This window comes from Blastococcus carthaginiensis (genome assembly GCF_030731085.1).
Lineage (GTDB): Bacteria > Actinomycetota > Actinomycetes > Mycobacteriales > Geodermatophilaceae > Blastococcus > Blastococcus carthaginiensis.
Map to the genome: position 1 here is coordinate 1 of NZ_JASNFN010000027.1, position 24,798 is coordinate 24,798.

The following is a 24,798-nucleotide window of genomic DNA, read 5'->3' on the forward strand; positions in this document are numbered from 1 at the left end:
ACGGTCCCAAGGCGGCGAGCAACCTGACGACGGCTCCCACTCATGTGCTGCAACCGGGCCCGGCCTCGGCGGGCCGGCCCACTTCCCTCATCCGGGGCATCCGTGGCCAGGCCAGTGGTGGCAATCAGTCGGACGAGGCTCGACACGATCCCTCAAGATCGTCTCTCCCTCAGAGCCGCTTTCCTCGCCACCCACCGGACCAGCCGGGATGCTCATGCAACCCTGGAACCCCGAAGCTGATCAAGCACCGGAGCTCTTTACATGAGCCAGGATGACCTCCGTGGACCGCCGACCCGTGCGCCGGCTCAAGCCCGACCCCGCCGCACCGCCGCAGCCTGCGGGCACCTGGCCGGCGACCGTGCCGGCGGTCGCGCAGATCCTCCGCGAGGGGCTGGAGCTCGCACCGGGCGCGACGGTGCTCGTGGGCGAGAACGGCTCGGGCAAGTCGACCGTGCTGGAGATCCTGGCCGCGGCCCTGGGGCTCAACTCCGAGGGTGGGTCGGCCGCCGCCCGGCACCGCACCCGGACCAGCGAGCCGGGCAGCCTGGACCTGGTGGTGGAGCGCAGCCCCGGGGCCCCGCGCTGGGCGTACTTCCTGCGCGACGAGACGCTGCACGGCCTCTACAGCTACCTGGAGGAGAACCGCCACCCCCACCGCTCCGAGACCGCCTTCCACGAGCTCTCCCACGGGGAGGCGTTCCTGTCCCTGCTCGGCGACCGCGCCCGCGGTCCGGGGCTGTACGTGCTCGATGAACCCGACGCCGCCCTCTCCTTCACCGGCACGCTCTCCCTCGTCGCCCGGCTCGGCGATCTCGTCTCGCAGGGCGCGCAGGTCGTCGTCGCCACCCACTCCCCCGTGCTGGCCGCCCTGCCGGGTGCCCGGCTGCTCGAGGTCGGTCCGTGGGGCCTGCGGGAGACCTCCTGGGACGACCTGGAGCTGACCGCCAGCTGGCAGCAGTTCCTGACCGATCCCCGCTCCTTCCTGCGCCACCTGGGGTGAGCGCCCCCGCGGGAGGCGGCACTGGGACCATGGCCCGGTGGACCGTGACGCGGAGAGGACGCCCGACCCCGTGGTGCGCCCGGCTCCGCACCGGTGGTTCTGGTACGCCCTCGGCGGCGGGCTGCCCCAGCGGCACCGCGGCTGGGTGCTGCACGACACGACCACCCGCACCTGGTGGGCCCGGCACGTCCTCCGGACGCTGGTCCAGCTGTCGGTCCCCATCGCGCTCGTCGTGGTGTTCCTGCCCGCGCCGCTGGGGCTGCGGCTGGCGGTCGCGGGCGGCGGGATCTTCCTCGGGCTGATCTTCTCGCTGGCCTACATGCCCGAGACGACCGAGAACCGGGTGGTGAAGGCCGGCTACCCCGCCGGCACCGCGACCGCCGCCCGCGAACGCGCCGGGCTGGCGAGCCAGCGGGCCGAGACCGAGCGCAAGCGCACCGCGGCGGCCCGGCGGGCCGCCCGCTACCGGGAGCGCCAGGGCCGCTGACGCGACGGCGGTCGCATGGCACGATCCCGCCCGTGACCAGCGGACCGGCCGCCGACCCGCACCTGCGCGACCTCGCGCGGCTGCGCCGGGTCAAGGACCGGATCGACCGCGAGTACGCCCGGCCGCTGGACGTCGCCTCGCTCGCACGCGGTGCCCACATGTCGGCCGGGCACCTGAGCCGCGAGTTCAAGCGCGCCTACGGCGAACCCCCCTACGCCTACCTGATGACGCGGCGCATCGAGCGCGCGATGGCGCTGCTGCGCCGCGGCGACCTGACGGTCACCGAGGTCTGCTTCGCCGTGGGCTGCTCGTCGCTGGGCACCTTCAGCACCCGCTTCACCGAGCTGGTCGGGGTGCCGCCGAGCACCTACCGCCGGGAGGCCGCCGCGGCCACGGCGGGCATCCCCTCGTGCACGGCCAAGCAGGTCACCAGACCGGTCAGGAATCGAGAAGCGCCGGCACCCGCGCCGTCAATAGCGTGATCGGCATGGACCTCACCATCCACCACGCCTTCCTCCCGCACGACGACCCGGAGGCCTCCCTGGCCTTCTACCGCGACGCCCTCGGCTTCGAGCTGCGCAACGACGTCGGCTACGAGGGCATGCGCTGGCTCACCGTCGGCCCGGCCGACGGCTCCGCGACCTCGATCGTGCTGCACCCGCCGACCGCCGACCCCGGGATCACCGAGGACGAGAAGCGCACCATCGCCGAGATGATGGCGAAGGGCACCTACGCCTCGGTGGTCCTCGGCACCGAGGACGTCGACGCCGCCTTCGACCGGATCCAGGCCACCGGCGCCGAGGTCATGCAGGAGCCGACCGACCAGCCCTACGGGATCCGCGACTGCGCCTTCCGCGATCCCGCGGGCAACACCGTCCGCATCCAGGAGCTGCGCTGAGAAGTCGCCGACCTGACGGTCATCCCTGTCGGACGCCCCTGGTAGACACCGGGCCCTCGCCACACCGGGCGGGGGCCCGGACGGACGGAGAGACGATGAGCACGCTGACCGAGCCGACCGCGGTGCACGCCGCCGATGCCCACGACCTGATCCGGGTGGTCGGGGCACGGCAGAACAACCTGAAGGACGTGAGCGTCGAGATCCCCAAGCGGCGGCTCACCGTGTTCACCGGCGTCTCCGGGTCCGGCAAGAGCTCGCTGGTGTTCGGCACGATCGCCGCCGAGTCGCAGCGGATGATCAACGAGACCTACAGCGCCTTCGTGCAGGGCTTCATGCCCTCGCTGGCCCGGCCCGACGTCGACGTCCTCGAGGGCCTGACGACGGCGATCATCGTCGACCAGGAGCGGATGGGCGCCAACCCGCGCTCCACCGTGGGCACCGCCACCGACGTCAACGCGATGCTGCGGATCCTGTTCAGCCGGCGCGGGGAGCCCGCCCTCGGCTCGCCGAACGCCTACTCGTTCAACATGCCGTCGGTCTCGGCCAGCGGGGCGATCACCGTCGAGCGCGGGGCCGGCACCAAGGCCGAGAAGGTGACGTTCACCCGCCTCGGCGGCATGTGCCCGCGCTGCGAGGGCATGGGGTCGGTCAACGACATCGACCTCACGGCGCTCTACGACGACTCGAAGTCGCTCGCCGACGGCGCCCTGACGGTGCCCGGCTACAGCATGGACGGCTGGTACGGCCGCATCTTCGCCGGCGCCGGGCTGCCCATGGACAAGCCGCTCGCCAAGTACACGAAGAAGGAGCTGCACACGCTGCTCCACGCCGAGCCGACCAAGGTCAAGGTCGAGGGGGTCAACCTCACGTACGAGGGGCTGATCCCCAAGATCCAGAAGTCGATGCTCAGCAAGGACGTCGAGGCGATGCAGCCGCACGTCCGCCGGTTCGTCGAGCGCGCGGTGACCTTCGAGACCTGCCCCGACTGCGACGGCACGCGGCTGAGCGCCGAGGCCCTGTCGTCGACGATCCGCGGCAAGAACATCGCCGACCTGTGCCGCATGCAGATCAGCGACCTCGCCGCCTGGCTGCGCGAGCTGGACGATCCCTCCGTGGCACCGCTGCTGGCCGGGTTGCAGCACACCCTCGACTCCTTCGTCGAGATCGGGCTGGGCTACCTCTCCCTGGACCGGCCGGCGGGCACGCTGTCGGGCGGCGAGGCGCAGCGCACGAAGATGATCCGCCACCTCGGGTCGTCGCTCACCGACGTCACCTACGTCTTCGACGAGCCGACCATCGGGCTGCACCCGCACGACATCCAGCGGATGAACGACCTGCTCCTGCGGCTGCGCGACAAGGGCAACACCGTGCTCGTGGTCGAGCACAAGCCGGAGACGATCGCGATCGCCGACCACGTCGTCGACCTCGGCCCCGGAGCGGGCAGCGACGGCGGCGAGGTGGTGTTCGAGGGCAGCGTCGAGGGACTGCGCAGCAGCGGCACCCTGACCGGCCGCCACCTCGGCGACCGCGTCGCGCTCAAGGCGGAGGCGCGCGCCTCCACCGGCGCGCTGGAGATCCGCGGCGCGCGGCAGAACAACCTGCGCGGCGTCGACGTCGACATCCCCACCGGGGTGCTCACCGTGGTCACCGGCGTCGCCGGCTCGGGCAAGAGCTCGCTGATCCACGGCAACCTCGCCGGCCGTGACGGCGTCGTCGTGGTCGACCAGTCGGCGATCCGGGGGTCGCGCCGGTCCAACCCCGCCACCTACACCGGCCTGCTCGAGCCGGTCCGCAAGGCGTTCGCCAAGGCCAACGGCGTCAAGCCCGCGCTGTTCAGCGCCAACTCCGAGGGCGCCTGCCCGACCTGCAACGGCGCCGGCGTCATCTACACCGACCTCGGCGTGATGGCGACGGTCGAGTCGACCTGCGAGGAGTGCGAGGGCAAGCGTTTCCAGACCGCGGTGCTGGAGTACCGGCTGGGCGGGAAGGACATCGCCGAGGTGCTCGCGATGAGCGTGGCCGAGGCCGAGGAGTTCTTCGGCAGCGGGGATGCGCGCACCCCGGCGGCGCACGCGATCCTCGACCGGCTCGCCGACGTCGGGTTGGGCTACCTGACGCTGGGCCAGCCGCTCACCACCCTCTCCGGCGGAGAGCGGCAGCGGCTGAAGCTGGCCACCCGCATGGCCGAGAAGGGTGGCGTCTACGTGCTGGACGAGCCGACGACCGGCCTGCACCTGGCCGACGTGGAGAACCTGCTCGGGCTGCTCGACCGGCTGGTCGACTCGGGCACCACGGTGATCGTCATCGAGCACCACCAGGCGGTCATGGCGCACGCCGACTGGATCGTCGACCTCGGCCCCGGCGCGGGCTCCGACGGTGGCCGCGTGGTGTTCGACGGCGTCCCGGCCGACCTGGTCGCCGCCCGCTCCACCGTCACCGGCCAGCACCTCGCGGAGTACGTCGGGAGCTGAGGGCAGAGCACAGCCAGGGGGCGCTATCATCGCCGAATGACGATGATGGTGGAGGGTGATGTCTCGTCGACCGAGGCCCCGGTCGACGAGGCGGCGGCGCTGTCCGCCGCCGCCTGCCTGTTCCGCAGCCTCGGGGACCCCAGCCGGCTGGCGATGGTGCGCCACCTCGCCCTCGGCGAGCACAAGGTGGTGGAGCTGACCCGTCACCTCGGACTGGCGCAGTCCACCGTGTCGGCGCACCTGGCGTGCCTCCGCGACTGCGGTCTGGTCACCTCCCGCCCGCAGGGCCGGGCGTCGCTGTGGTCGCTGGCCGCGACGCCGGAGGTGCTCGAACTGCTCGCCGCCGCGGAAGGGCTGCTGGCCGCCACCGGCGACGCGGTGATCCTGTGCCCCGCCTACGGCGAGGTGCCGGACCGATGAGCGCCGCGACCACCGCCGCGGCACCCACCCCCGCCGAGCGCACCCGCCTCGGCCGACGGGCCCAGCTGCTCGCGGGCACCGCCGTCGCCTACAACGTCGTCGAGGCGGTCATCGCCATCACCGCCGGGGTGGTCGCCGGGTCGGTCGCGCTGGTCGGGTTCGGGCTGGACTCCGTGGTCGAGGTCTCGAGCGGGCTGATCATCCTGTGGCAGTTCCGGCACCACCTGCCAGAGACCCGGGAACGGCAGGCGCTGCGGCTGATGGCCGTCTCCTTCTTCGCCCTGGCCGGCTACGTGACGTTCGAGTCGGTGCGCGCGCTGGTGGCCGGCGGCGATCCGGACGCCTCTCCGGTGGGCATCGCGCTGGCCGCGATCTCCCTGGTCGTCATGCCGTTCCTGTCCTGGGCGCAGCGCCGCACGGGCCGGGCCCTGGGCTCAGGCGCCGTCGTCGCCGACTCCACCCAGACGCTGCTCTGCACCTACCTGAGCGCCGCCGTCCTCACCGGTCTGGTGCTCAACGCCTGGCTGGGCTGGAGCTGGGCCGACCCGGTCGCCGGCCTGGTCATCGCCGTCGTGGCCCTCCGCGAGGGGGTCGAGGCGTGGCGCGGCGAGGGCTGCTGCGCGCCCGTCCGCCCCGGTCCGGAGGCCGCGGTGGACACCTGCTGCGGCGGCCAGGAGCCGCCGCGGTGAGCGGCGGGCACGACCACGGCCACGGCGCGGCGACCGGCGACCGGCGCCGCCTGGCCGTGGTGCTGGCCCTGACGGCGAGCGTGCTCGTCGTCCAGCTCGTCGGGGCGCTGGTCTCGGGCTCGCTGGCACTGCTCGCCGACGCCGCGCACGCCGCCACCGACGCCGCCGGACTGGTCATCGCGCTGATCGCGGCCACCCTCGCGGCGCGGCCGGCCACGTCGCGGCGCACTTGGGGCTACCGGCGCGCCGAGGTGCTCGGCGCCACCCTGCAGGCCGCCGTGCTGCTGGCCGTCGGCGGCTACATCGCGGTGGAGGCGTTCGCCCGGCTGGCCGACCCGCCGGAGATCGCCTCCACCGCCGTGCTGGTGTTCGGTGGGCTCGGGCTGGCCGCCAACCTCGCCGGCATCGCGGTGCTCACCCGGGGCGGGCGCGGCGGCAGCGTGAACATGCGGGCCGCGCTGCTCGAGGTGGTCAACGACGCGCTGGGCTCGGTGGCGGTCCTGGTGGCGGCGGCCGTCGTCGCGCTGACCGGCTGGCTGCAGGCCGACGCCGTCGCCTCGCTGGTCATCGTGGCGCTGATCGTGCCCCGCACGATCAAGCTGCTCCGGGAGACGGTGTCGGTGCTGCTGGAGAGCACGCCGCCGGGCCTGGACCTCGACGCCGTCCGCGCGCACCTGCTCGCGCTGCCGCACGTGATCGGGGTGCACGACCTGCACGCCTCCCAGATCACCAGCGGGCTGCCCGTGCTCTCGGCGCACGTCGTCGTCGAGGACGGCTGCTTCCACGACGGGCACGCGCCGCAGGTCCTCGACCAGCTCCAGGCCTGCCTCGCCGAGCACTTCCCGGTCGGCATCGAGCACTCCACGTTCCAGCTGGAGACCGCCGCGCACAGCCACCACGAGCCCGCCGCGCACCACTGACCGCCCCGCTATCGTCGGCCGACGCCGCAGCGAGGAGCACCGTGAGCACAGGTCCGGCCCTGGTCCGCCGGCTGGGCACCACCGACGCCGTGGTCATCGGGCTCGGCTCGATGGTGGGCGCCGGGGTGTTCGCCGCCTTCTCCCCCGCCGCGCAGGCAGCCGGCGCCGGCCTGCTGATCGGGCTGGCACTGGCGGCGGTGGTCGCCTACTGCAACGCGACGGCGTCGGCGCAGCTGGCCGCGCAGTACCCCACCTCCGGCGGCACCTACGTCTACGGCCGCGAGCGGCTCGGCCCGTGGTGGGGGTTCCTGGCGGGGTGGGGCTTCGTCGTCGGCAAGACGGCCAGCTGCGCGGCGATGGCGCTCACCTTCGCGGCGTACGCGGCACCGGCCGGCTGGCAGCGGCCGGTGGCCGTGGCCGCGGTGCTGGCGCTGACCGCGGTCAACTACCGCGGCGTCACCCGTACCGCCGGGCTCACCCGCGTGGTCGTCGCCGTGGTACTCGTCGCATTGGCGGTCGCGGTCACCGCGAGCCTGCTCGGGAGCGGGGCGACCACGGACGGGCTGAGCGGGTGGACGCTCAGCGAGGGCGGGGTGCGCGGCATCCTGCAGTCGGCCGGCCTGCTGTTCTTCGCCTTCGCCGGCTTCGCGCGGATCGCGACGATGGGCGAGGAGGTGCGCGACCCGGCACGGACCATCCCCCGGGCGATCCCCCTGGCGCTGGGCATCGCCGTCGCCGTCTACGCGGTGGTCGCCGTGGCGGTGCTGGTCGGCCTCGGCCCGGACGGCGTCGCCGCCACCGCCGCGCCGCTGGCGGCGGCGGTGGACGCCGGCGGGTGGGCGTGGGCGGAGCCGGTCGTCCGGATCGGCGCCGCCGCGGCCTCGCTGGGTGCGCTGCTGGCGCTGGTCGCCGGGATCGGCCGCACCGGGCTGGCGATGGCCCGGCAGGGCGACCTGCCCCGGTTCCTGGCCGCGGTGCACCCGCGCTTCTCCGTGCCGCACCGCGCCGAGCTCGCCCTGGCCGCGGTGGTGTGCGTCCTGGTGCTCACCGTCGACCTGCGCGGCGCGATCGGCTTCTCCTCCTTCGGCGTGCTGCTCTACTACTCCGTCGCCAACGCCGCCGCCTTCACCCAGGACCGCGCGCACCGCCGCTTCCCCCGGCCGCTGCAGGTGCTCGGCGTGGTCGGCTGCCTGGTGCTGGTCGCATCGCTGCCCGTGGAGGCGGTGGCCGGCGGCGTCGTCGTGTTCGCCGTCGGCATCGCCTACCGGATCACCCGCCTCCGGCTCACCGCGGGATAGGCGGCGAGCCGCCGAGGTTCAGGCGGTCGCGGGCAACGGCGCTGCGGGTGATCGCGACCGGCCGAGCAGGCCGACCGCCGCCCAGGCGGGACCGACGAGCAGCTGGTCGACGACGGCCAGGCCGTCCAGGCCCACGGCGAGCAGCGGCACCCACGCGAGGATCGTGACGGCGGCGAGGCCCGCGGCCGCCGCGGTAGCGCGGTCCCGCCCGGCCAGGACCGCGGCCAGCACCAGTGCACCGACGGCGGTGACCGCCGTGCCGACCAGGTAGGTGGTCCAGCCGGCGACGGCCAGGTCGCGCGACCCACCGCGCAGCCCGCCGCCGACGACGAACTCGGTGACGACGCCGAACCAGGAGAGGCCGAAGCCAGTCGCCACCACCGACCAGCCGACCGTGGCGGCGCGCGCAGGCGCATCGCGCGCCGCCATCACCGCACCTGCGGCGAGAAGCGCCAGGGGGACGAGCACGGCCCGGTTCCAGCCGGCGTAGTCCAGTCCCAGCCAGGTCCCGTCCCAGGTGGTCATCACGCCGTAGCGGGACGGCACCCAGGTCGCGGCACCGAGGACGAGCAGGATCGCGGCGCGGGACGGAAGCGGCCGGTCGGGTGTGCGCACCCGGCGATCCTGGCGGGCGCCGGCCCGCACGTCACCTCCCCCGGGCGGGACCTGCTCCGGTCACGCTGCGCTGCCCCCTCCGGGCGACGCGCGTCTCACCTGCCCCCGCAGACGTGGACGACTGGTCCTCGCATGGCGCATCATTGGCAGTCTCCGGGTGCGAGTGCCAACCCGGGCCCCACCTCCGCTCGACCAGGGAGAGCCACGCCGTGCCCACGTACCAGTACGCCTGCACCAACGCCGAGGGCAAGCACGAGTTCGAGGTCGTGCAGTCCTTCACCGACGCCCCGGTGACCGAGTGCCCCGAGTGCGGCGCCGCGGTGCGCAAGGTCTACGGCTCGGTCGGCGTGGTCTTCAAGGGGTCGGGCTTCTACCGCACCGACAGCCGCTCCAACGGCAAGGCCTCGGAGACCGCGAGCAGCAGCGACGGCTCCTCGTCGGGCACCTCCTCCTCGACGCCGGCCAAGGAGAGCTCGTCGAGCTCCTCCGCCACTCCTGCACCGACCCCGGCCTCGACCGCCGGCAGCGCGGCCAAGGCCGCCAACTAGGCTAGAGCGACGGCCGCGGGGCTCCTCCACAGCCCCGCCGCCGCTCCACAGCCCCCGCCCGGTCCCTTCCGGGCGCGGGCCGCGCCGGGCAGGGTCCGGAGCGTGTTCCGTCCACGCCGTCCCCGCTTCCCCCTGCTGACCGCCCGCCGGTTGGGCGCCGCGCTGCTGGCCGCGCTGGCCCTCGGGCTGGCGCTGCGCCCCGCACCCGCCCCGGCCGGCGGCGCGGAGCCGCGCGGCGCCGACGTGGTGGTGGCGGCCACCGACCTCGCCGCCGGCACCGCGCTGGGCCGCGACCACCTCGCGGTCGTCCGGCTGCCGCCCCGCGCGGTGCCCGACGGCGTGGTGGCCGTCCCGGAGGAGCTGGTGCACCGCGTGCTCGCCGGCCACGTGCGCCGCGGCGAACCGCTCACCGACGCCCGCCTGGTCGGTGCGGGGTTGACCGCCCTGCTGCCCGCCGGCCAGGTGGCGGCGCCGGTGCGGCTGGCCGACCTCGCGGTCGCGGCGCTGCTGCGCGCCGGCGACCGGGTCGACGTGCTGGCGGCCGGCCCGGGCGCCGGGCCGGCCGAGCGGGTGGCGGCCGGCGCGCTGGTGCTGGCCGCCCCGGCCGGCGGCGATGGCGCCGGGCTGCTCGTCCTCGCCGTCGACGGGGACACCGCGGCCCGGCTCGCCGCCGCTGCGGCCACCGCAACGCTGACGGTCAGCCTGCCACCGCCCTGACCCGGCGAGGCCTCCGCCGGCGGCCTCCCCGAGCGGGTTGGATGAGCCCATGCTCAAGGGATTCAAGGACTTCCTGCTGCGCGGCAACGTCGTCGACCTCGCGGTCGCCGTCGTCGTCGGCGCCGCCTTCACCGCGGTGGTGACCTCGTTCACCGAGTCGTTCCTGGAGCCGTTGATCGGCCTGGTCGGCGGCGGCGGGGAGGCCGGCGGCTCCTTCACCATCGACGGGCAGGTGTTCACCTGGGGCAGCTTCGTCAACCAGGTGATCACCTTCGTGCTCACCGCGGCGATCCTCTACTTCGTGGTCGTGCTCCCGGTGCGGCGGCTGTTCGACCGCCGGGCGCGCGGTGAGGAGCCCGGCCCCGTCGCACCGACGCAGGTCGAGCTGCTCGTCGAGATCCGCGACCTGCTCCGCGCGCAGCAGGGGCGCGCGCCGGGGGCCGACCCGACCGGCCCGGGCACCACCTCGCTGCCCGGGCAGCTGTGAGCGCGGATCAGTCGCTGCCCCAGTGCGGCGGCCGGTCCTCGTAGTAGCGCCGGTCGTCGTCGGACCCCTCGGCGGGCCGCTCCCCCCAGCCGATGTCGGTGTCGTCCGGCGCCCGGTCCAGCCGCAGCGGCTGCGCGGGCGACGGCGCCGGCGCCTCGGCGGGCAGCGGCTGCCCCAGCCCCTCCAGCACCTGGGCGGCGGGCAGCGCGGCCAGCACCGCGCCGGGCACGGCGAGCTTGCTGCCGCGGGTCCCGGAGCCGATGACGACCACCTCTGCCGTGGCGACGGCGGCGTCGACGAGCACCGGCCAGGCGGGGGACAGCCCGACCGGGGTGATGCCGCCGTAGGCCATCCCGCTCTCGGCGACGGCGACGTCCTGCGGCGCGAACGACGCCTTGCGCGCGCCCAGGTGCCGCCGCACCAGCCCGTTGACGTCCGCGCGGGTGGTCGCGAGCACCAGGCAGGCGGCCAGCGTCGTCTCCCCTCCCCGGCGGGCCGCGACGACGACGCAGTTGGCGGACGCGGCCAGCGGCACCCCGTAGGCGTCGGAGAAGGCGGCGGTGTCGGCGAGGTCGTCGGCGATCTCCGCGACCCACGCCGGGCCGGCCAGCACCGGCAGCGCGGTGGCGACCGGCGGGGCCAGCAGCTCGGGCCGGTCGGCGGCTGGCGACCAGGTCAGCGAACCGAGGACGGGTGCAGCGGGGTGGGACATGCCCCGATCCTGCGGTACGCGTCTCGGCGCTGCCGTGGCGGGATCCCCGCGCCCCGGGGCCGGCATCCGGCTGTCGGCCGGCCGGGGACCGCGTCAGGATGGCGCCATGATCGGTCAACTCCACTCCGTCGTGATCGACGCACCCGACGCGCACGCCCTCGCCGGCTTCTACGCCGACCTGCTCGGCATGCAGATCAGCCGGGGCGAACCCGGGGACGACTGGGTCGTCGTCACCGGCGCCGGCTACCGGCTGGCCTTCCAGCAGGCGCCGGACCTCCAGACTCCCGACTGGCCGGACCCCGACCGCCCGCAGCAGTTCCACCTCGATGTCCGGGTCGCCGACATCGAGGAGGCGGAGCCGAAGGTGCTGGCGCTCGGCGCGCGGAAGCTGCCCGGCGGCGGGGGCGACTTCCGCGTCTACGCCGACCCGGTGGGCCACCCCTTCTGCCTGGTGTGGGACGCGTGAGCCAGCCCGAGCGCCCGGCGGCGAGCGCGTTCGTCGCCGCGACCGGGTTCGAGATCACCGAGGCCACCGGCACCCGGGTGGCCGGGCACGTGGAGCTCGGCCCCGACCAGCACACCCCCTGGGGCGTGGTGCACGGCGGGCTGTACTGCACGGTGGTCGAGTCCGCGGCCAGCATCGGGGCGAGCCTCGCGGTGCGCGAGAGCGGACAGTTCGCCGTCGGGGTGAACAACAGCACCGACTTCCTGCGCAGCGTCACCGGCGGGCGGGTCGACGTCCTGGCCGAGCCGGTCCAGCAGGGCCGCACCCAGCAGCTGTGGCAGGTGTCGCTCACCCGGGAGGACGGCAAGCTGGTGGCCCGCGGGCAGGTGCGGCTGCAGAACGTGCCGCTGCCGGGTTAGCGCAGGACGGCCGGGTCCAACGTCACCTGGAAGAGGGCGCGCGGGTCCTGGAGGGTCGCGGGCGGCCGCGCGGCCGCCCGCGGCACCACCCGGTCCCAGCGGGCCGGCCGGCGGTGCGGCAGCAGCTCGCGCCCCTGGAACAGGTACTCCCCCACCACCTCGCCGAGCAGCAGGCCGGCACCGTGCTCGACCGGCAGGGCCACCGGGTCGCCGGGCCGCACCTGGTCGAGGAGGGCGGAAAGCTGGCGCAGGTCCTTGGCGGGGCGGCGGCCGGAGATCTCCTTGGAGAGCGCCCGCAGCTCCGCCGGCTCCATCCCGCTCGCGTCGACGTCGATGCCCGACTGGGTGCCCAGCCCCACGACCCCGGCCGCGAGGCAGGCGCCGAGCTCGTTGTGCGAACGCGGCCGCACCACCCACACCCGCACCCCTTCGGGCCCGACCGCCGGTGGGACGTCGTCCGGCCCGGGCCAGAGGTAGGGCAGGTCGTCGGGCTCGGGGCCGAAGAGCTCGGTGAACCGGCCGCGGTAGAACTCCGGGTCCTTCGCGATCAGGTTCGACCGGTGCGAGCGGTGCAGCTCCTCGTCGCCCACCCAGGAGGGCAGCAGGCCGGCCGCGGCGAGCTCCGCCTGCGACCGGCCGACGACGTCGGGGGCGAACTCCCCGATCTGGGCCTCGGTCGTGTCGGCGAAGCCGCGTTCCCGCCAGACCCGCGCCATCGCCAGCCCGTAGGCCACCAGGGCCGGCGTCCGGCCCTTCCACATGAGGACGGCGGGGTGGCTGGCCCAGCCGTAGTCGGGCAGCTCGAGCGCCCGCAGGATCTGCAGCGTCTCCACCCGCTGCTTGCCCAGGCGCGGGTTGTCCAGCAGCCGGGCGCTCTCCACGAAGTCGGCCACCGGCAGGAAGGTCTGCATCGCGGGGCTTCCTGCCCTGCCCGGCAGGTGATCAACCGTCGAGCGCCGCCTCCCAGCGCGCGCCGCGCGTCGGCGGTGCGCCCGGCCTCCCGCGTCATACCAGCCGGCGGGCCAGCTCCGGCAGCACGATCCCCAGCGGTGCGTCGACCTTGAGCGACGCCTTCGCGTCACCGCGGGTCGGCCCTGAGTTGACGACGGCGACCGGGATGCCGCGCTTGGCGGCGCGGATGACGAACCGGTAGCCGCTCATCACGGTCAACGACGAGCCGAGCACCAGCAGCGCCCGGGCCTCGTCGACGAGCGCGAAGCAGGCGTCGACCCGGTCCCGCGGCACGGTCTCGCCGAAGAAGACGACGTCGGGCTTGAGCGGGCCGCGCCCGCAGGCCAGGCAGTCGACCATCACGAACCCGTCGAGCGCCTCCTCGGGCAGCTCGACGTCGCCGTCGGGGTTGACCTCGTCGGTCGGCTCGGGGCGGAAGCCCGGGTTGGCCGTCCGCAGCCGCACGTCCAGCGCGGCCCGCGACGCGACGTCGCCGCAGGCCAGGCAGACGGTGCGGTCCAGCCCGCCGTGCAGCTCCAGGACGTCCCGCGCCCCGCCGGCCTGGTGCAGCCCGTCGACGTTCTGGGTGATCACGTCGGCCACCACCCCGGTCCGCTGCAGGGCCGCGACGGCCCGGTGGCCCGGGTTCGGCCGGGCCTCGGCGATCTGCCGCCAGCCGACGAAGCTGCGCGCCCAGTAGCGGTGCCGGCCGCGCGGGTCGCGGGTGAAGGTCTGGTAGGTCATCGGCGTGTGCCGGCGGAGCGAGCCGGTGGCGCCGCGGTAGTCGGGGATGCCGGAGTCGGTGGACAGCCCGGCGCCGGAGAGGACGAGCGCGCCGCCCCCGGCGAGCAGGCCGGTCAGCTCGGAGAGCCCGTCGACGGCGGGTGGCGCTGCGGTCACCGGCCCATCGTCCCTGCCGGACGGCGCGCGCGCCGCCGTCCGGGGTCAGACGGCGGTGACCGCCTGCTCGAGCCGGGCCAGCATCGCGTCCTGGATGCGGGCCAGCCCCTTGGGCGCGAAGGTCCGCTCGAAGAACCCGCCGATGCCGGTGGCACCGGTCCAGGTGGTGCGCGCCCGCACCGTGCTCACCCCGGCGTCGGCGGCGCTGACGGTCCAGGTGGTCACCATGCTGGAGTTCGTGTCGGTCTCCACGAGCGCCCCGTCCGGGGTCTCGGTGACGACGACGTCCTGCTCGCGCACTCGCTTGGACGTGGCCTGCAGGCGCCAGTGCACCTTCGTGCCGGCGCCCTGGCCCCCGGCGTCCACGCGGTACTCGCTGTACTGCTCGGGGAGCACCTTCGGCCGGGTGACGGCGTAGTCGGCGAGCGCGGCGCGGACGACGTCCGCCGGGGCGCGCAGGACACGTTCGGTGGTGGCGACGACCTGACCCATGCCGCCCATCCTGCCCTCCGGCGGATCGGCTACTCCTGCCCCTCCTCGTTGGTGAGGTAGGAGCAGCGGAACCGGGCGCCGGCCATGGCCTCGGTGAAGCGCGCCTCCCACAGCGGGTCGTCCGCCGGGAATGTGTCGAACACCCGCTCCTCGAGCACCTCCGGGTGCCCGTCCAGCCCCGGGCAGCTGCGCCGCAGCAGCACCCGGGTCACGCCGTCGACCTCGTCGTGCGCGGCGTGCCAGCGGGCGGCGGCGACGGCGCGTTCCCGCAGCGCCCGCTCGCGCGCGGGCAGCGCCCGGCCGGCCGGCTGGGGGACCGAGACCCACCAGACGACGAGCCCGGCCAGCAGCACGACCAGCAGCACAGCCGTCAGGACGCCGACCATGCCCAGCACGGTAACCCCGTGCGGGGCGACCGGCCGGAGTTCGGCGGCGCCGGTCAGACCTCGACGGAGGCGGCGGTCAGGTCGTGCGAGCCGCAGGTGCAGCCGTTGCGCGCCGACAGCACCATCGAGACGGCGTGCGCGCGGTCGCGGGCGCCCAGCTTGCGCAGGATCGCCTTGACGTGCGACTTCACCGTGTCCTCGGAGATGAACAGGTTCTCGCCGATCCGCCGGTTGGACTGGCCCTGGACCAGCTCGTCGAGCACGTCGGACTCGCGGCGGGTCAGCGGCACCTCGGGGGTGAGCTCGCGGGCGACCGGCGCGGCCGTCCCGGGCTGCACCCGGCGGATCTGCGGGTCGACGACGGTGCGCCCGGCGCGGGCGGCCAGCACGGCCCAGCCCAGCAGCGTGGCGGAGGCGTTCATGAGCAGGTAGCCACGGATGCCCGCGGCGAGCGCCTCGTTGACCACGGCGGGGTCCTCGGAGGTGGCCACGGCGACGACGGCGGTGCGCGGGAAGCGACGGCGCAGGTCGCGGACGGCGGTGAGCGTCGCGCTGCGACCGGAGCCGAGCTCCACGACCACCGCGTCGGGGCGGGCGGACTCGGCCAGCACCAGCGCGCGGCGCGGCTCGCCGGGCGCACCGACGACCTGCAGGCCTGCGGTCTCGTCGACCATGCCGACCAGGCCGCGACGCAGGACGGGCGCGTCGGCGAGGACGAGGACCCGGGTGACGCCGGTGGAGATGGACACGCTGGTTGCTCCGCTCACGTTCGGTGACGACCTGACCTGCACTCCATCGGTCGGGTGAACGCAGTGCTTGAGCAGCCCGTTCGAGCTCTCGTCCCTGCGCCGGGGCGCGCGGAGGAGACGTCGTGGTGCCCCCGGCAGGATTCGAACCTGCGACACACGGTTTAGGAAACCGATGCTCTATCCCCTGAGCTACGGGGGCCACGGCGCGCTCGAGCCCGCACCGCGACCTTCGCCGGAAGGCTAGCGGGTGGCCCCGCGGAACCCCGGAAGCACCCGACTCGTCGGTACGGGAGAGAGAGCGGACGCTTTCAGCGGGTTACGGTGCTGGGGTAGAAGCCGAGCTCCGGCAGCGTCGCCGGGGGTCAGGAGAGGTGGGTCGCAACGATGGAGACCACGGTGGTCGACGTCCCCGAGCGGGGGCGCTTCGAGGTCCGGCAGGGCGAGCGCGTCGTCGGACTGGCCAGCTACCACGTCGACAAGGGGCAGATGACCCTCCCGCACACCGAGGTGGACCCGGCCATGGGCGGGCGGGGCATCGGCAAGCTGCTGGTCGCCGGCGTCCTCGACGCGGCGCGCGAGCGCGGGCTGACCGTGCTCCCCTACTGCTCCTTCGTGCGCCACTACATCCAGCAGCACCCCGAGCTGGTCGACCTCGTCGCGGCCGAGGACCGGCCGCACTTCGGCCTGGAGCCCGCCGACCGCTGAGCAGGTGGTCGGGGCCGCCACCTAGGCTGCGCGGGTGCCCGAAGGCCACACCCTGTTCCGCCTGGCGCAGCACCTGCAGCTGCCCTTCGCCGACCGCCCGGTGCACGTGACCAGCCCGCAGGGCCGGTTCGACGCCGGCGCCGCGCTGCTGGACGGCCGGGTGCTCGACGAGGTGTTCTCCTACGGCAAGCACCTGTTCGCCCGCTTCGGCGCCGACCACCTGCACGTGCACCTGGGGCTCTACGGCACTTTCCTCACCGGCAGCGGCACGCCCCCGGTGGCGAAGGGGGCGCTGCGCATGCGCTGGGTCGGCGACGGGCCCGACGGCGGCGGCGTGTGGGGCGACCTGCGCGGCCCGACCGCCTGCGAGGTCCTGCCCGCACCGGAGGTCGAGCGGATCCTCGACCGGCTGGGGCCGGACCCGTTGCGGCCCCGGGCCGACGGTGCCCTCGCGCACCGGCGCATCGCGGGCAGCCGCACGGCGGTGGGCGCGCTGCTGATGGACCAGTCGGTGCTGGCCGGCGTCGGCAACGTCTACCGCGCTGAGCTGCTGTTCCGGCACCGGGTCTCGCCGTTCCGCCCCGGCAAGGCGATCGGCGCCGAGCTCTGGGCCGGCATGTGGCGGGACCTGGTGACGCTCATGCGCTCGGGGGTCCGCATGGGCCGCATCGTGACGACCCGGCCCGAGGACCGGTCCCGCCGCAGCGGCGCGGTGCGCCGCGAGGACGCCCACTACGTCTACCGGCGCACCGGGCTGCCCTGCCGGATCTGCGGCACCCCGATCCGCACCGAGGTCATGGTCGGCCGCAACCTCTACTGGTGCCCGGTCTGCCAGGCCGTCTGAACGCCCCCGGCCGTCGCCGCCGGCGGGTGTACCGTCGGGAAGGATGAGACACCGGTCACGTTGGGCGATCACGGTGACCGCGGTGGCCGGGCTGGTCGGACTGCCCACCGCGGCCTCGGCCGCGCCGGTGGAGCGGGAGACCGCGCGGAGCAGCACCGGGTACGACGTCTCCCACCCGCAGTGCGGCGCCGACCTCCCCGACGACGCCGCGTTCGCCGTCGTCGGCGTGAACGGCGGCCTGGCCACCCGGACCAACCCCTGCCTCGCCCGGCAGCTGGAGTGGGGCGCCGGCTCGTCGGGCGAGGTGCCCGGTCAGCCGCCGCTGCAGCTGTACCTCAACACCGCCAACCCGGGCCAGGTCCGCGACCAGGTCGTCACCTGGCCCGCCGACGGCGAGACGCCCTACGGCGACTGCGACGGCACCAACTCGATGGCCTGCAGCTGGCAGTACGGCTGGGAACGGGCGCGGACCAGCGTCCAGTGGTTCTTCCGGCCCGCCGCGCGGTCGGTGCCGCTGGCCAGCCGCCCCGAGCACTACACCTGGTGGCTCGACGTCGAGACCATGAACACCTGGCAGCAGGGCTCCGACGACGCCCGCGCGCGCAACCGGGCCGCGCTGGAGGGCATGACCGAGTACCTGACCGAGCGGGACGGCCGGGTGGGCGTGTACTCGACCGGCTACCAGTGGGGCCGGATCGTCGGCGAGGTGCCCGAGGACAGCAACCTGGCCGACCTCGACAGCTGGCTCGCCGGCGCCGACGAGCGCGCGGACGCCCGCAAGCGCTGCGCCGAGGACCCGCTGGTCCCCGGCGGCAGGGTGGTGATGGTGCAGTGGGTCGAGGACGACCTCGACCACAACCACGCCTGCCGCGGGGGCACCGCGCGGGGCTGACGCGGCTAGAGCGCGCCCTTGCCCGGCTCCCCCGCCGGGACGGCGGTCAGCCGGCGGACGTCCGGCGGCGCGGCCAGCTTGCCGGCCAGCGCCCCGCCCAGGGTGGTCAGCGCCTCGGCCTTGCCGTGGGCGCGCAGCGCCTCGGGGCTCTCCCACCGCTCCACCATCACGAAGACGCCGTCGCCCTCGTGCAGCGCGTAGAGCTCGCAGCCGGGCTCGGCGTGCACCTGCGGCACGGCGGCGAGGATCGCCTCGCGGACGGCGTCCACCGCCTCCGGCTTCGGGGTGATGGTGGCGACGACGACGGACACGGGGCCTCCTGGGGACGACGCGGATCGAACGGCCCGGACGGTTGCCCTGGTGGCGCGGCCCCGGCCGGGCCAGGATGCCAGGGTGGTCGACGACGGCGCTCCCCCTCCCCCGGCTGATGACCACCCGCTGCGCGTGGCGGTCGTCGGCGCCGGACCGGCCGGCATCTACGCCGCCGACGCCCTGACGAGGCAGAGCGAGGTGCCCGTCGCCGTCGACCTGGTCGACCGGCTGCCCACCCCCTTCGGCCTGGTCCGCCACGGCATCGCCCCCGACCACCCGAAGATGCGCGCCATCCGCGACACCCTGCACCGCAGCCTCGACCACCCCCTGGTGCGGTTCGTCGGCAACGTGGAGGTGGGCACGGAGCTCGCGCTGGACGACCTGCGCGCGCACGTCGACGCGGTCGTCTACACCTACGGCGCCGCCCTCGACCGGCACCTGGGCATCGAGGGCGAGGACCTGCCCGGCAGCCTGGCCGCCACCGACCTCGTGGCCTGGTACACCGGCCACCCCGACGCCGACCGCGCCACCGTGGAGGCGGCCCTGTCCGGCGTCCGGCGCGCCGTGGTGATCGGGGTGGGCAACGTCGCGCTCGACGTCGGGCGCATCCTCGCCCGCACCGCGGAGGAGCTGGAGCCGACCGACATGCCCCAGCACGTCATCGACGTGCTGGCGGCCGCCCCGGTCGAGGAGGTGACGGTGCTCGGCCGCCGCGGCCCGGCGCAGGCCACCTTCACCACCCAGGAGCTGCGCGAGCTCGGTGAGCTGGCGGCGGGCACCGTGCTGGTCGACCCCGGCGACCTCGAGCTCGACGACGAGACCGAGGCCCGGGCCGCGGCGGACCGCAACGCCACCCGCAACCTCGCCGTCCTGCGCGACTGGTCGGCCCACGAGCCGGAGCCCGGCCGCACCCGGCTGCGGCTGCGCTTCTACTCCCGCCCGGTGCGGCTGCTGGGCACCGACCGGGTCACCGGCGTCGAGGTGGAACGCACCGCCGTCGACGGCGACGGCCGGGCGATCGGCACCGGTGAGTTCGAGGTGCTCCCGGCCGACCTCGTGGTGCGCTCGGTGGGCTACCTCGGCACCCCGCTGCCCGGCCTGCCGGTCGACCAGCGGACCGGCACCGTCACCCACGACGGGGTGGGCCGGGTGCTGCGCGACGGCGCCCCCTCGGCCGGCGAGTACGCGGCCGGCTGGATCAAGCGCGGCCCCACCGGGGTGGTCGGGCACAACAAGCACGACGCCCGCGAGACCGTCGCGGCGCTGCTGGCCGACGCCGCGGACGGCACGCTGCGGGTGCGCGGCCCGGTCGACGACCTGGTGCGCACCCTGCAGGCGCGCGGGGCCGAGCCGGTGCTGCTCGACGACTGGCGGGCCATCGACGCCGCCGAGCAGGCCCTCGGCGCCAGCCGCGGCCGGGCCCGCACCACGCTGCACGAGCGGGAGTCGCTGCTGGCCGCCGTCCGGGAGGCCGCGGCCCGGGGACGCTGACTCAGCGCATCGCCGCCAGCAGCTCCCGCGCCGCCGCCTCGTCGGCCGCGGCCACGAACCGGATGAGCGCGCCGGTGTCGGGCACCAGCCGCAGCGGTTCCCCTCGCTCGGTGAGGACGGCCCCCCCGGCCGCCAGCAGCACCGCCAGCCCGCCGGCGACGTCGTGCACGTGGGTGCCGCCGCGGTCCAGGTCGTGCCAGGCCGCCGCCGCGCCGTCGGCGACCAGGCAGAGGTCGACGGCGGTGCAACCGGTGATCCGCACCCGGCGGGCCGTCGCCGGCACCGCCACCGCGGCACCCCGGGGTCCGCTGGGGACGACGACGGTGCCGCCGGTCCGGGTGCGCACCGGCACCCCGTCCCGCACGGCACCGTGCCCCTCGACCGCCGCCCAGCGCCGGCCCGAGGAGAGATCGGCGACCAGCCCCGCCACCGGCCGGCCCTCGTGCACCAGCGCGGCGGAGAACGCCCACGGCGGCAGCCCGGCGGCGAAGTTGCCGGTGCCGTCGAGCGGGTCGAGCACCACCCACGGCCGCCCGGCGGCGACCACGGTGTCGCGGCTCTCCTCGCTGAGCACCGGCACGCCCAGCGCGCCGAGCACCTCGACGGCGGCGTCGTGCGCGGCGTCGTCGGCCGCGAGCGCGGGGCTGCCGTCGCGCTTGGTCCGCGCCTCCCCCGTACCGTGCGCGAGCGCCACCGCCGTCTCCACCCGGGTGGCCGCCAGCGCCGCCAGGTGGGCGAAGCGCAGCGGCAGCGGCGCGTCGGCCGGCGGCGCCGGCACGTCGACGCACCGGCCGGTCGCCAGGTGCCGCACGCGGTCGCAGCCCCACTCCGCCGCGGCGGCGAGCACGACCGGGTGGTCCAGCGGCACGCCGGCCCGGCGCACCACCACGGCCGCGGCGGTGGCCTCGTCGGTCCACTGCCGGCGGACCAGCACCACCTGGCCCTCCTCGCCGACCAGCACCCGCGCCCAGGGGTCGAGCAGCGCCGGGGCGAGCGCGGCCGGCGACAGCCCCAGCGCCTCGGCCGCGGCCGGGAGATCGGGGCTGGTCGCGGTGCGCAGCCCCGGGTCAGCCACTGTTGCGCAGCGCGGTCGCGATGCCGTTGATGGTCAGCTGGATGTTGCGGCTGGTCAGCTCGTCGTCCTCCCCGCCCCGCCGGCGTCGCAGCATCTCCACCTGCAGGTGGTGCAGCGGCTCCAGGTAGGGGAACCGGTTGCGGATCGACCGGGCCAGCGACGGGTTGTCGGCCAGCAGGTCGTCGTCGCCGGTGATCGCCAGCGCCATCCGGCAGGTGCGCTCGTGCTCGGCGGTGATCCGGTCGAACACCCGCGCCCGCAGCTCCTCGTCGGGCACCAGCTCGGCGTACCGGGCCGCGAGCCCGAGGTCGGTCTTGGCCAGCACCATGCCCATGTTGGACAGCACCGTGCGGAAGAACGGCCACCGCCGGTGCAGCTCTCGCAGCCGCTCCAGCCGCTCCGCGGAGCCCCCGACCCACCCCTCCAGCGCCGACCCCGTGCCGTACCAGCCGGGCAGCATGATCCGGGTCTGCGACCAGCTGAACACCCACGGGATCGCGCGCAGGTCGGCGATGGAGTCGCCGGCCTTGCGCGAGGGCGGGCGGCTGCCGATGTTCAGCTCGGCCAGCTCGCCGATCGGCGTGGCCGCCCGGAACCACTGCACGAACCCGGGGGTGTCGTGCACCAGCTCCCGGTAGGCCTGCTGCGCCCGGGCGGCGAGGTCGTCCAGCAGCGCGTAGGCCTCCTCGGCGTCGGCTCCGAGACCCTCGACGTCGAGCAGCGTCGACTCCAGGGTGGCGGCGACCAGCGCCTCCAGGTTCCGCCGGGCGAGGTCGGGGTCGGCGTACTTCGCGGCGATCACCTCGCCCTGCTCGGTGAGCCGCAGCGCCCCGGCCACCGCGCCCGGCGGCTGCGCGCGGATCGCCTCGTAGCTGGGGCCGCCGCCCCGGCCGACGGTGCCGCCGCGGCCGTGGAAGAGCCGCAACCGGATGCCTTCGCGGCGGGCGAGCTCCACCAGGTCCAGCTCGGCGCGGTAGAGCGCCCAGTTGGCGGCGAGGTAGCCGCCGTCCTTGTTGCTGTCGGAGTAGCCGAGCATGACCTCCTGCACGTTCCCCCGGCCGGCCAGCAGCGACCGGTACAGGGGCTGGTCGAGCACCGCGCCCAGCGTCGTCGCCGCGGCCTGCAGGTCGCCGATCGTCTCGAACAGCGGCGAGATGCCGACCGGGCAGGTGGGGCCGGCCGGGTCGAGCAGGCCGACCTCCTTGAGCAGGACGGCGACCTCGAGGACGTCGCTCACCGACTCGCACATGCTGATCACGTAGTTCGGGATGGTCCGCGGGCCCAGCAGCGCCACCCGCTCGGCGGCGGCGAGGAGCACGTCGAGCTCCTTGCGCGTCTCCTCCGACAACTCCGCGTCGGGGCGCACCAGCGGGCGCCGCAGCGTCAGCTCCCCGGCGAGCAGCTCCACCCGCGCGGCCTCGTCGAGCCCGGCGTAGTCGTCGCACACCCCGGCCCAGGCGAGCAGCTCGGCGACGACCTGCTCGTGCACCGACGAGTTCTGCCGCAGGTCCAGCCCGCACAGGTGGAAGCCGAACACCTCGACCGCCTCGCGCAGCCGCAGCAGGCGGTCGTCGGCGAGCGGGCCGGCCCCGTGGCTGCGCAGCGACGCGTCGACCACGTCGAGGTCGGCGCGCAGCTCGTCGGGGCCCTCGTACGGGGGCAGCGCGGGCAGCGATCCGGCCTGCGCGGGCTCGGCGCCCGGCACCCGGGCGGCGGTGGCCGCCAGCCGCGCGGAGATGCCGGTGAGCGCCCGCCGGTAGGGCTCGTCGGCCCGGAACGGGGAGTCGTCCCGCGAGACCTCGGCGAGGTGGTAGAGCGCGGGCGTCGGCGTGACCAGCCGGTCGGACATCGACAGCTCGTCGCGCAGCGCCGCGAGCTCGGCCAGGTGGTGCGCCAGCGCCGTGCCGGCCTGCCGGGAGGTGGCCCGGCGCAGCGCCTCGGCGGTGACGAACGGGTTGCCGTCGCGGTCGCCGCCGATCCAGGAACCGGGCAGCAGCAGCGGCCGGCGCAGCACCCCGGCCCCGGGCCAGCGCTGCTCGACCGCGCGGCGCACCTCGGCGTTGATCGCCGGCACCACCTCGAACAGGGAGAGCTCGTAGTAGCGCAGCGCCTCGTCGATCTCGTCGGTCAGCCGCAACCGGGACAGCCGCAGCAGCGCCGTCTGCCAGAGCGTGAGCACCGAGCGCCACAGCCGGGCCGACCACTGCGGGTCGACGTCGCCGTCGACGGCGCGGTCGCGCTGCCGGATCAGCTCGGTGACCTGCCGCTGCACCTGGAAGACGGTCTTGCGGCGCACCTCGGTGGGGTGGGCCGTGACGACGGGGCAGACCAGGGCGCCGGCGAGCTCGCGGGCCACGGTGTCCTCCGCGACGCCGGCCTCGTCCAGCAGCGCGAACGCCGCCGCCAGGCTGCCCTGCTGCGGCGGCGACCCCGCGCGCCGGTGGTGCCGGCGGCGGCGCTCGTGGTGGATGTCCTCGGCCAGGTTGGCCAGCAGCGAGAAGTGGCTGAAGGCGCGGATGACGTGGTTGGCCGAGCGGACGTCCAGCCCGGCGAGGCGCCGGGCGAGCTCGGCGCGGTCGACCTCGGAGCGTCGGATGCGGAAGGCCTCCACGCGGGTGGACTCGACCAGCTCCAGCACGTCGGGCCCGGCCTGCTCGCCGATGACCTCGCCGAGGACCCGGCCCAGGAGGCGGATGTCCTCCCGCAGCGGATCGTCGTCCGCCCGGTCGGCGGCGCCGGGGGCACCGTGGCGGCGGAGATCGGCGACGTCGACAGTGGCTTCGCTCACACCACAAGTATCGGGGACGCAGGTGACGCGCTCATGTCCCCCCTGCCACGGCGGCCCCGTCGCACTCACCGTCAGAGTGCGCCGATGCGCACATCCAGGCGCGACGACTGCACATCAGCGCACGATGTCCGCTGCCCGGCCCCGCCAGGACGGGATCCTCTCAGTGCTCGAGCTCCCGCAGGCACTGCGCCGCGAGCTGGTCACCGGCCGCCGCGCCCAGGCGGAACTGCTCCACGGCGCCCTCGAGGTCCCCGCGGTCGGCCAGCAGCACGCCGAGGTTCTGGTGGCAGTACGCGTCACCGACGGCGATGCCGCTGCGGTAGGCCTCCTCGGCGGCCTCCTCGTCGCCCAGCTCCTCGCGGTAGAGGTTGCCCAGCGGCAGCCAGGCCACCTGCTCGCCCAGCTTGGCCCCGCGCTCGAGCACCGAGCGGGCCTCGGCCGACCGGCCGGTCTCCCGCAGCAGGTGCGCGAGATCCGCGCGGGCGGCCGGGAAGTGGTGCTGCCCCGCGCGCAGGTCGTCCTCCAGCGCCGGGTCCAGGGTCGAGCACCAGCGCCAGCAGGCGACGACGGCCGCCGCCTCCTGGTCACCGGCGGCGGCGAACTCCTCGGCCACCGCCATGGCCTGCTCGCGCTCGCCCTGCTCGCGGAGCAGGAACGCCAGCTGCAGCCCGCCCTCCAGGTCACCGGCGGCCGCCGCGCCCCGGTAGGCGCGCATCGCGCCGGCGAGGTCGCCCAGGTCCTCCAGCACCAGGCCGAGGTTGCGCCAGGCGTCCGACTCCCCGCCGCGCAGGGCGACCTCGTAGGCGTCGACCGCCTCCTCCCAGCGCTGCTGCGCGGCGAGGGAGTTGCCGAGGTTGAACGCGGCGACCGAGTCGCCCAGGTCGAACGCGCGGCGGAAGCACGTCTCGGCGTCGGTCTGCCGGCCGGCGTCGGCCAGGTCGCAGCCGAGGTCGATCAGCGCATCGGCGTCGTCGGAGGCGAGCAGCCGCCGCAGCCGCACGTCCAGGTCCTCGGTCATGCCGCCCATGATCGCGGCGAGGGGGCGCGCTGCGCGCCCCCTCGCGCCCGGACCTCACCCCAAGGGAGC

General features: G+C 75.3%; 29 protein-coding genes and 1 tRNA gene. 18 read left to right on the top strand and 12 right to left on the bottom strand.

Features of this window, described 5'->3' with window-relative positions; all coding sequences use genetic code 11:
* The first annotated feature begins 280 nt into the window (after positions 1 to 280).
* The 9 genes from QOZ88_RS18230 (at position 281) to QOZ88_RS18270 (ending at position 8,183) form a co-directional block, all read left to right on the top strand.
* Positions 281 to 1,000, top strand: coding sequence for an AAA family ATPase (locus QOZ88_RS18230; RefSeq protein ID WP_306001136.1), 720 nt, complete (start codon positions 281 to 283; stop codon positions 998 to 1,000).
* A gap of 37 nt (positions 1,001 to 1,037) precedes the next feature.
* A complete protein-coding gene (locus tag QOZ88_RS18235; RefSeq protein WP_306001137.1) occupies positions 1,038 to 1,487 on the top strand; it encodes a DUF5313 family protein in 450 nt (149 codons plus the stop codon).
* Between the two features lie 32 nt (positions 1,488 to 1,519).
* Entirely contained in the window at positions 1,520 to 1,969 is a 450-nt protein-coding gene (locus tag QOZ88_RS18240) for a helix-turn-helix transcriptional regulator (protein ID WP_306001138.1), read from the top strand.
* A 5-nt stretch (positions 1,970 to 1,974) separates the two neighbouring features.
* Positions 1,975 to 2,385, top strand: a complete 411-nt coding sequence (locus QOZ88_RS18245; protein ID WP_091929497.1) for a VOC family protein — start codon at positions 1,975 to 1,977, stop codon at positions 2,383 to 2,385.
* 95 nt (positions 2,386 to 2,480) lie between these two features.
* Entirely contained in the window at positions 2,481 to 4,856 is a 2,376-nt protein-coding gene (locus QOZ88_RS18250; RefSeq protein WP_306001139.1) for an excinuclease ABC subunit UvrA, read from the top strand.
* Between the two features lie 36 nt (positions 4,857 to 4,892).
* The gene (locus QOZ88_RS18255; protein ID WP_306001140.1) at positions 4,893 to 5,276 is read left to right on the top strand and encodes an ArsR/SmtB family transcription factor; all 384 of its coding nucleotides are present in this window, start codon (positions 4,893 to 4,895) and stop codon (positions 5,274 to 5,276) included.
* A complete protein-coding gene (locus tag QOZ88_RS18260; RefSeq protein ID WP_306001141.1) occupies positions 5,273 to 5,965 on the top strand; it encodes a cation diffusion facilitator family transporter in 693 nt (230 codons plus the stop codon). The genes QOZ88_RS18255 and QOZ88_RS18260 overlap by 4 nt, the downstream gene beginning before the upstream one ends.
* The gene (locus QOZ88_RS18265) at positions 5,962 to 6,885 is read left to right on the top strand and encodes a cation diffusion facilitator family transporter (RefSeq protein WP_306001142.1); all 924 of its coding nucleotides are present in this window, start codon (positions 5,962 to 5,964) and stop codon (positions 6,883 to 6,885) included. The genes QOZ88_RS18260 and QOZ88_RS18265 overlap by 4 nt, the downstream gene beginning before the upstream one ends.
* Before the next feature lie 41 nt (positions 6,886 to 6,926).
* On the top strand, positions 6,927 to 8,183 hold the full coding sequence (locus tag QOZ88_RS18270) for an APC family permease (RefSeq protein ID WP_306001143.1): 1,257 nt from the start codon (positions 6,927 to 6,929) through the stop codon (positions 8,181 to 8,183).
* Positions 8,184 to 8,201: 18 nt separating this feature from the next.
* Here the strand turns inward: QOZ88_RS18270 and QOZ88_RS18275 are convergent, their stop codons facing one another.
* The gene (locus tag QOZ88_RS18275; RefSeq protein WP_306001144.1) at positions 8,202 to 8,798 is read right to left on the bottom strand and encodes a hypothetical protein; all 597 of its coding nucleotides are present in this window, start codon (positions 8,796 to 8,798) and stop codon (positions 8,202 to 8,204) included.
* 209 nt (positions 8,799 to 9,007) lie between these two features.
* Between QOZ88_RS18275 and QOZ88_RS18280 the strand changes: the two genes are divergently transcribed.
* The 3 genes from QOZ88_RS18280 (at position 9,008) to mscL (ending at position 10,550) form a co-directional block, all read left to right on the top strand.
* Positions 9,008 to 9,346 carry an FmdB family zinc ribbon protein gene (locus tag QOZ88_RS18280; protein ID WP_306001145.1) on the top strand — a complete coding sequence of 113 codons (339 nt, stop codon included), beginning with the start codon at positions 9,008 to 9,010 and terminating at the stop codon, positions 9,344 to 9,346.
* A 102-nt stretch (positions 9,347 to 9,448) separates the two neighbouring features.
* Positions 9,449 to 10,063, top strand: a complete 615-nt coding sequence (gene cpaB / locus QOZ88_RS18285) for a Flp pilus assembly protein CpaB (RefSeq protein ID WP_306001146.1) — start codon at positions 9,449 to 9,451, stop codon at positions 10,061 to 10,063.
* 49 nt (positions 10,064 to 10,112) lie between these two features.
* Positions 10,113 to 10,550: a large conductance mechanosensitive channel protein MscL gene (mscL, locus tag QOZ88_RS18290; protein ID WP_306001147.1), complete on the top strand. Its 438-nt coding sequence runs from the start codon at positions 10,113 to 10,115 to the stop codon at positions 10,548 to 10,550.
* A gap of 7 nt (positions 10,551 to 10,557) precedes the next feature.
* Here mscL and QOZ88_RS18295 read toward each other — a convergent pair whose 3' ends face one another.
* Positions 10,558 to 11,262, bottom strand: a complete 705-nt coding sequence (locus QOZ88_RS18295) for a YbaK/EbsC family protein (RefSeq protein WP_306001148.1) — start codon at positions 11,260 to 11,262, stop codon at positions 10,558 to 10,560.
* A gap of 106 nt (positions 11,263 to 11,368) precedes the next feature.
* Here QOZ88_RS18295 and QOZ88_RS18300 point away from each other — a divergent pair, with 106 nt between their 5' ends.
* Positions 11,369 to 11,728, top strand: a complete 360-nt coding sequence (locus tag QOZ88_RS18300; protein WP_306001149.1) for a VOC family protein — start codon at positions 11,369 to 11,371, stop codon at positions 11,726 to 11,728.
* On the top strand, positions 11,725 to 12,126 hold the full coding sequence (locus QOZ88_RS18305; RefSeq protein WP_306001150.1) for a PaaI family thioesterase: 402 nt from the start codon (positions 11,725 to 11,727) through the stop codon (positions 12,124 to 12,126). The genes QOZ88_RS18300 and QOZ88_RS18305 overlap by 4 nt, the downstream gene beginning before the upstream one ends.
* On the opposite strand, the gene QOZ88_RS18310 is transcribed toward QOZ88_RS18305, so the two are convergent.
* The 6 genes from QOZ88_RS18310 to QOZ88_RS18335 form a co-directional block, all read right to left on the bottom strand.
* Positions 12,123 to 13,037 (bottom strand): MSMEG_6728 family protein, encoded by a 915-nt coding sequence (locus QOZ88_RS18310; protein WP_306001151.1) that lies wholly within the window; start codon positions 13,035 to 13,037, stop codon positions 12,123 to 12,125. The two genes, QOZ88_RS18305 and QOZ88_RS18310, sit on opposite strands and share 4 nt — an antisense overlap.
* A 94-nt stretch (positions 13,038 to 13,131) precedes the next feature.
* The gene (locus tag QOZ88_RS18315; RefSeq protein WP_306001152.1) at positions 13,132 to 13,977 is read right to left on the bottom strand and encodes an NAD-dependent protein deacetylase; all 846 of its coding nucleotides are present in this window, start codon (positions 13,975 to 13,977) and stop codon (positions 13,132 to 13,134) included.
* Between the two features lie 45 nt (positions 13,978 to 14,022).
* Positions 14,023 to 14,469: an SRPBCC family protein gene (locus QOZ88_RS18320; RefSeq protein WP_306001153.1), complete on the bottom strand. Its 447-nt coding sequence runs from the start codon at positions 14,467 to 14,469 to the stop codon at positions 14,023 to 14,025.
* A 29-nt stretch (positions 14,470 to 14,498) separates the two neighbouring features.
* Positions 14,499 to 14,855, bottom strand: a complete 357-nt coding sequence (locus QOZ88_RS18325; RefSeq protein ID WP_306001154.1) for an RING finger protein — start codon at positions 14,853 to 14,855, stop codon at positions 14,499 to 14,501.
* 53 nt (positions 14,856 to 14,908) lie between these two features.
* Positions 14,909 to 15,604: a response regulator transcription factor gene (locus tag QOZ88_RS18330; protein ID WP_306001155.1), complete on the bottom strand. Its 696-nt coding sequence runs from the start codon at positions 15,602 to 15,604 to the stop codon at positions 14,909 to 14,911.
* 123 nt (positions 15,605 to 15,727) lie between these two features.
* Positions 15,728 to 15,803: transfer RNA gene (locus QOZ88_RS18335), tRNA-Arg, on the bottom strand.
* A gap of 185 nt (positions 15,804 to 15,988) precedes the next feature.
* Here QOZ88_RS18335 and QOZ88_RS18340 point away from each other — a divergent pair.
* Genes QOZ88_RS18340 through QOZ88_RS18350 form a run of 3 tightly spaced genes read left to right on the top strand, consistent with a single transcriptional unit; the run spans position 15,989 to position 18,045 of the window.
* On the top strand, positions 15,989 to 16,309 hold the full coding sequence (locus tag QOZ88_RS18340) for a GNAT family N-acetyltransferase (protein ID WP_306001156.1): 321 nt from the start codon (positions 15,989 to 15,991) through the stop codon (positions 16,307 to 16,309).
* Between the two features lie 34 nt (positions 16,310 to 16,343).
* On the top strand, positions 16,344 to 17,153 hold the full coding sequence (locus QOZ88_RS18345) for an Fpg/Nei family DNA glycosylase (RefSeq protein ID WP_306001157.1): 810 nt from the start codon (positions 16,344 to 16,346) through the stop codon (positions 17,151 to 17,153).
* 43 nt (positions 17,154 to 17,196) lie between these two features.
* Positions 17,197 to 18,045, top strand: coding sequence for a glycoside hydrolase family 25 domain-containing protein (locus QOZ88_RS18350; RefSeq protein ID WP_306001158.1), 849 nt, complete (start codon positions 17,197 to 17,199; stop codon positions 18,043 to 18,045).
* Between the two features lie 5 nt (positions 18,046 to 18,050).
* Here QOZ88_RS18350 and QOZ88_RS18355 read toward each other — a convergent pair whose 3' ends face one another.
* A complete protein-coding gene (locus QOZ88_RS18355; RefSeq protein ID WP_306001159.1) occupies positions 18,051 to 18,356 on the bottom strand; it encodes a putative quinol monooxygenase in 306 nt (101 codons plus the stop codon).
* An 82-nt stretch (positions 18,357 to 18,438) separates the two neighbouring features.
* Here QOZ88_RS18355 and QOZ88_RS18360 point away from each other — a divergent pair, with 82 nt between their 5' ends.
* Positions 18,439 to 19,848 carry a ferredoxin--NADP reductase domain-containing protein gene (locus tag QOZ88_RS18360; protein ID WP_306001160.1) on the top strand — a complete coding sequence of 470 codons (1,410 nt, stop codon included), beginning with the start codon at positions 18,439 to 18,441 and terminating at the stop codon, positions 19,846 to 19,848.
* A 1-nt stretch (position 19,849) separates the two neighbouring features.
* Here the strand turns inward: QOZ88_RS18360 and QOZ88_RS18365 are convergent, their stop codons facing one another.
* The 3 genes from QOZ88_RS18365 to QOZ88_RS18375 all read right to left on the bottom strand — a co-directional run bounded on the left by QOZ88_RS18365 (position 19,850) and on the right by QOZ88_RS18375 (position 24,729).
* Entirely contained in the window at positions 19,850 to 20,923 is a 1,074-nt protein-coding gene (locus tag QOZ88_RS18365; RefSeq protein WP_306001161.1) for an inositol monophosphatase family protein, read from the bottom strand.
* On the bottom strand, positions 20,916 to 23,711 hold the full coding sequence (gene ppc, locus QOZ88_RS18370; protein WP_306001162.1) for a phosphoenolpyruvate carboxylase: 2,796 nt from the start codon (positions 23,709 to 23,711) through the stop codon (positions 20,916 to 20,918). The genes QOZ88_RS18365 and ppc overlap by 8 nt, the downstream gene beginning before the upstream one ends.
* 160 nt (positions 23,712 to 23,871) lie before the next feature.
* Positions 23,872 to 24,729: a tetratricopeptide repeat protein gene (locus tag QOZ88_RS18375; RefSeq protein ID WP_306001163.1), complete on the bottom strand. Its 858-nt coding sequence runs from the start codon at positions 24,727 to 24,729 to the stop codon at positions 23,872 to 23,874.
* Positions 24,730 to 24,798: the final 69 nt, after the last annotated feature.

Coding starts and splice junctions, on each gene's coding strand:
- QOZ88_RS18350 (WP_306001158.1), top strand. CDS start 17,197: ATGAGACACCGGTCACGTTGGGCGATCACGGTGACCGCGGTGGCCGGG.
- QOZ88_RS18255 (WP_306001140.1), top strand. CDS start 4,893: ATGACGATGATGGTGGAGGGTGATGTCTCGTCGACCGAGGCCCCGGTC.
- QOZ88_RS18295 (WP_306001148.1), bottom strand. CDS start 11,262: ATGTCCCACCCCGCTGCACCCGTCCTCGGTTCGCTGACCTGGTCGCCA.
- QOZ88_RS18325 (WP_306001154.1), bottom strand. CDS start 14,855: ATGGTCGGCGTCCTGACGGCTGTGCTGCTGGTCGTGCTGCTGGCCGGG.
- mscL (WP_306001147.1), top strand. CDS start 10,113: ATGCTCAAGGGATTCAAGGACTTCCTGCTGCGCGGCAACGTCGTCGAC.
- QOZ88_RS18300 (WP_306001149.1), top strand. CDS start 11,369: ATGATCGGTCAACTCCACTCCGTCGTGATCGACGCACCCGACGCGCAC.
- QOZ88_RS18260 (WP_306001141.1), top strand. CDS start 5,273: ATGAGCGCCGCGACCACCGCCGCGGCACCCACCCCCGCCGAGCGCACC.
- QOZ88_RS18340 (WP_306001156.1), top strand. CDS start 15,989: ATGGAGACCACGGTGGTCGACGTCCCCGAGCGGGGGCGCTTCGAGGTC.
- QOZ88_RS18375 (WP_306001163.1), bottom strand. CDS start 24,729: ATGACCGAGGACCTGGACGTGCGGCTGCGGCGGCTGCTCGCCTCCGAC.
- QOZ88_RS18250 (WP_306001139.1), top strand. CDS start 2,481: ATGAGCACGCTGACCGAGCCGACCGCGGTGCACGCCGCCGATGCCCAC.
- QOZ88_RS18320 (WP_306001153.1), bottom strand. CDS start 14,469: ATGGGTCAGGTCGTCGCCACCACCGAACGTGTCCTGCGCGCCCCGGCG.
- QOZ88_RS18310 (WP_306001151.1), bottom strand. CDS start 13,037: ATGCAGACCTTCCTGCCGGTGGCCGACTTCGTGGAGAGCGCCCGGCTG.
- QOZ88_RS18245 (WP_091929497.1), top strand. CDS start 1,975: ATGGACCTCACCATCCACCACGCCTTCCTCCCGCACGACGACCCGGAG.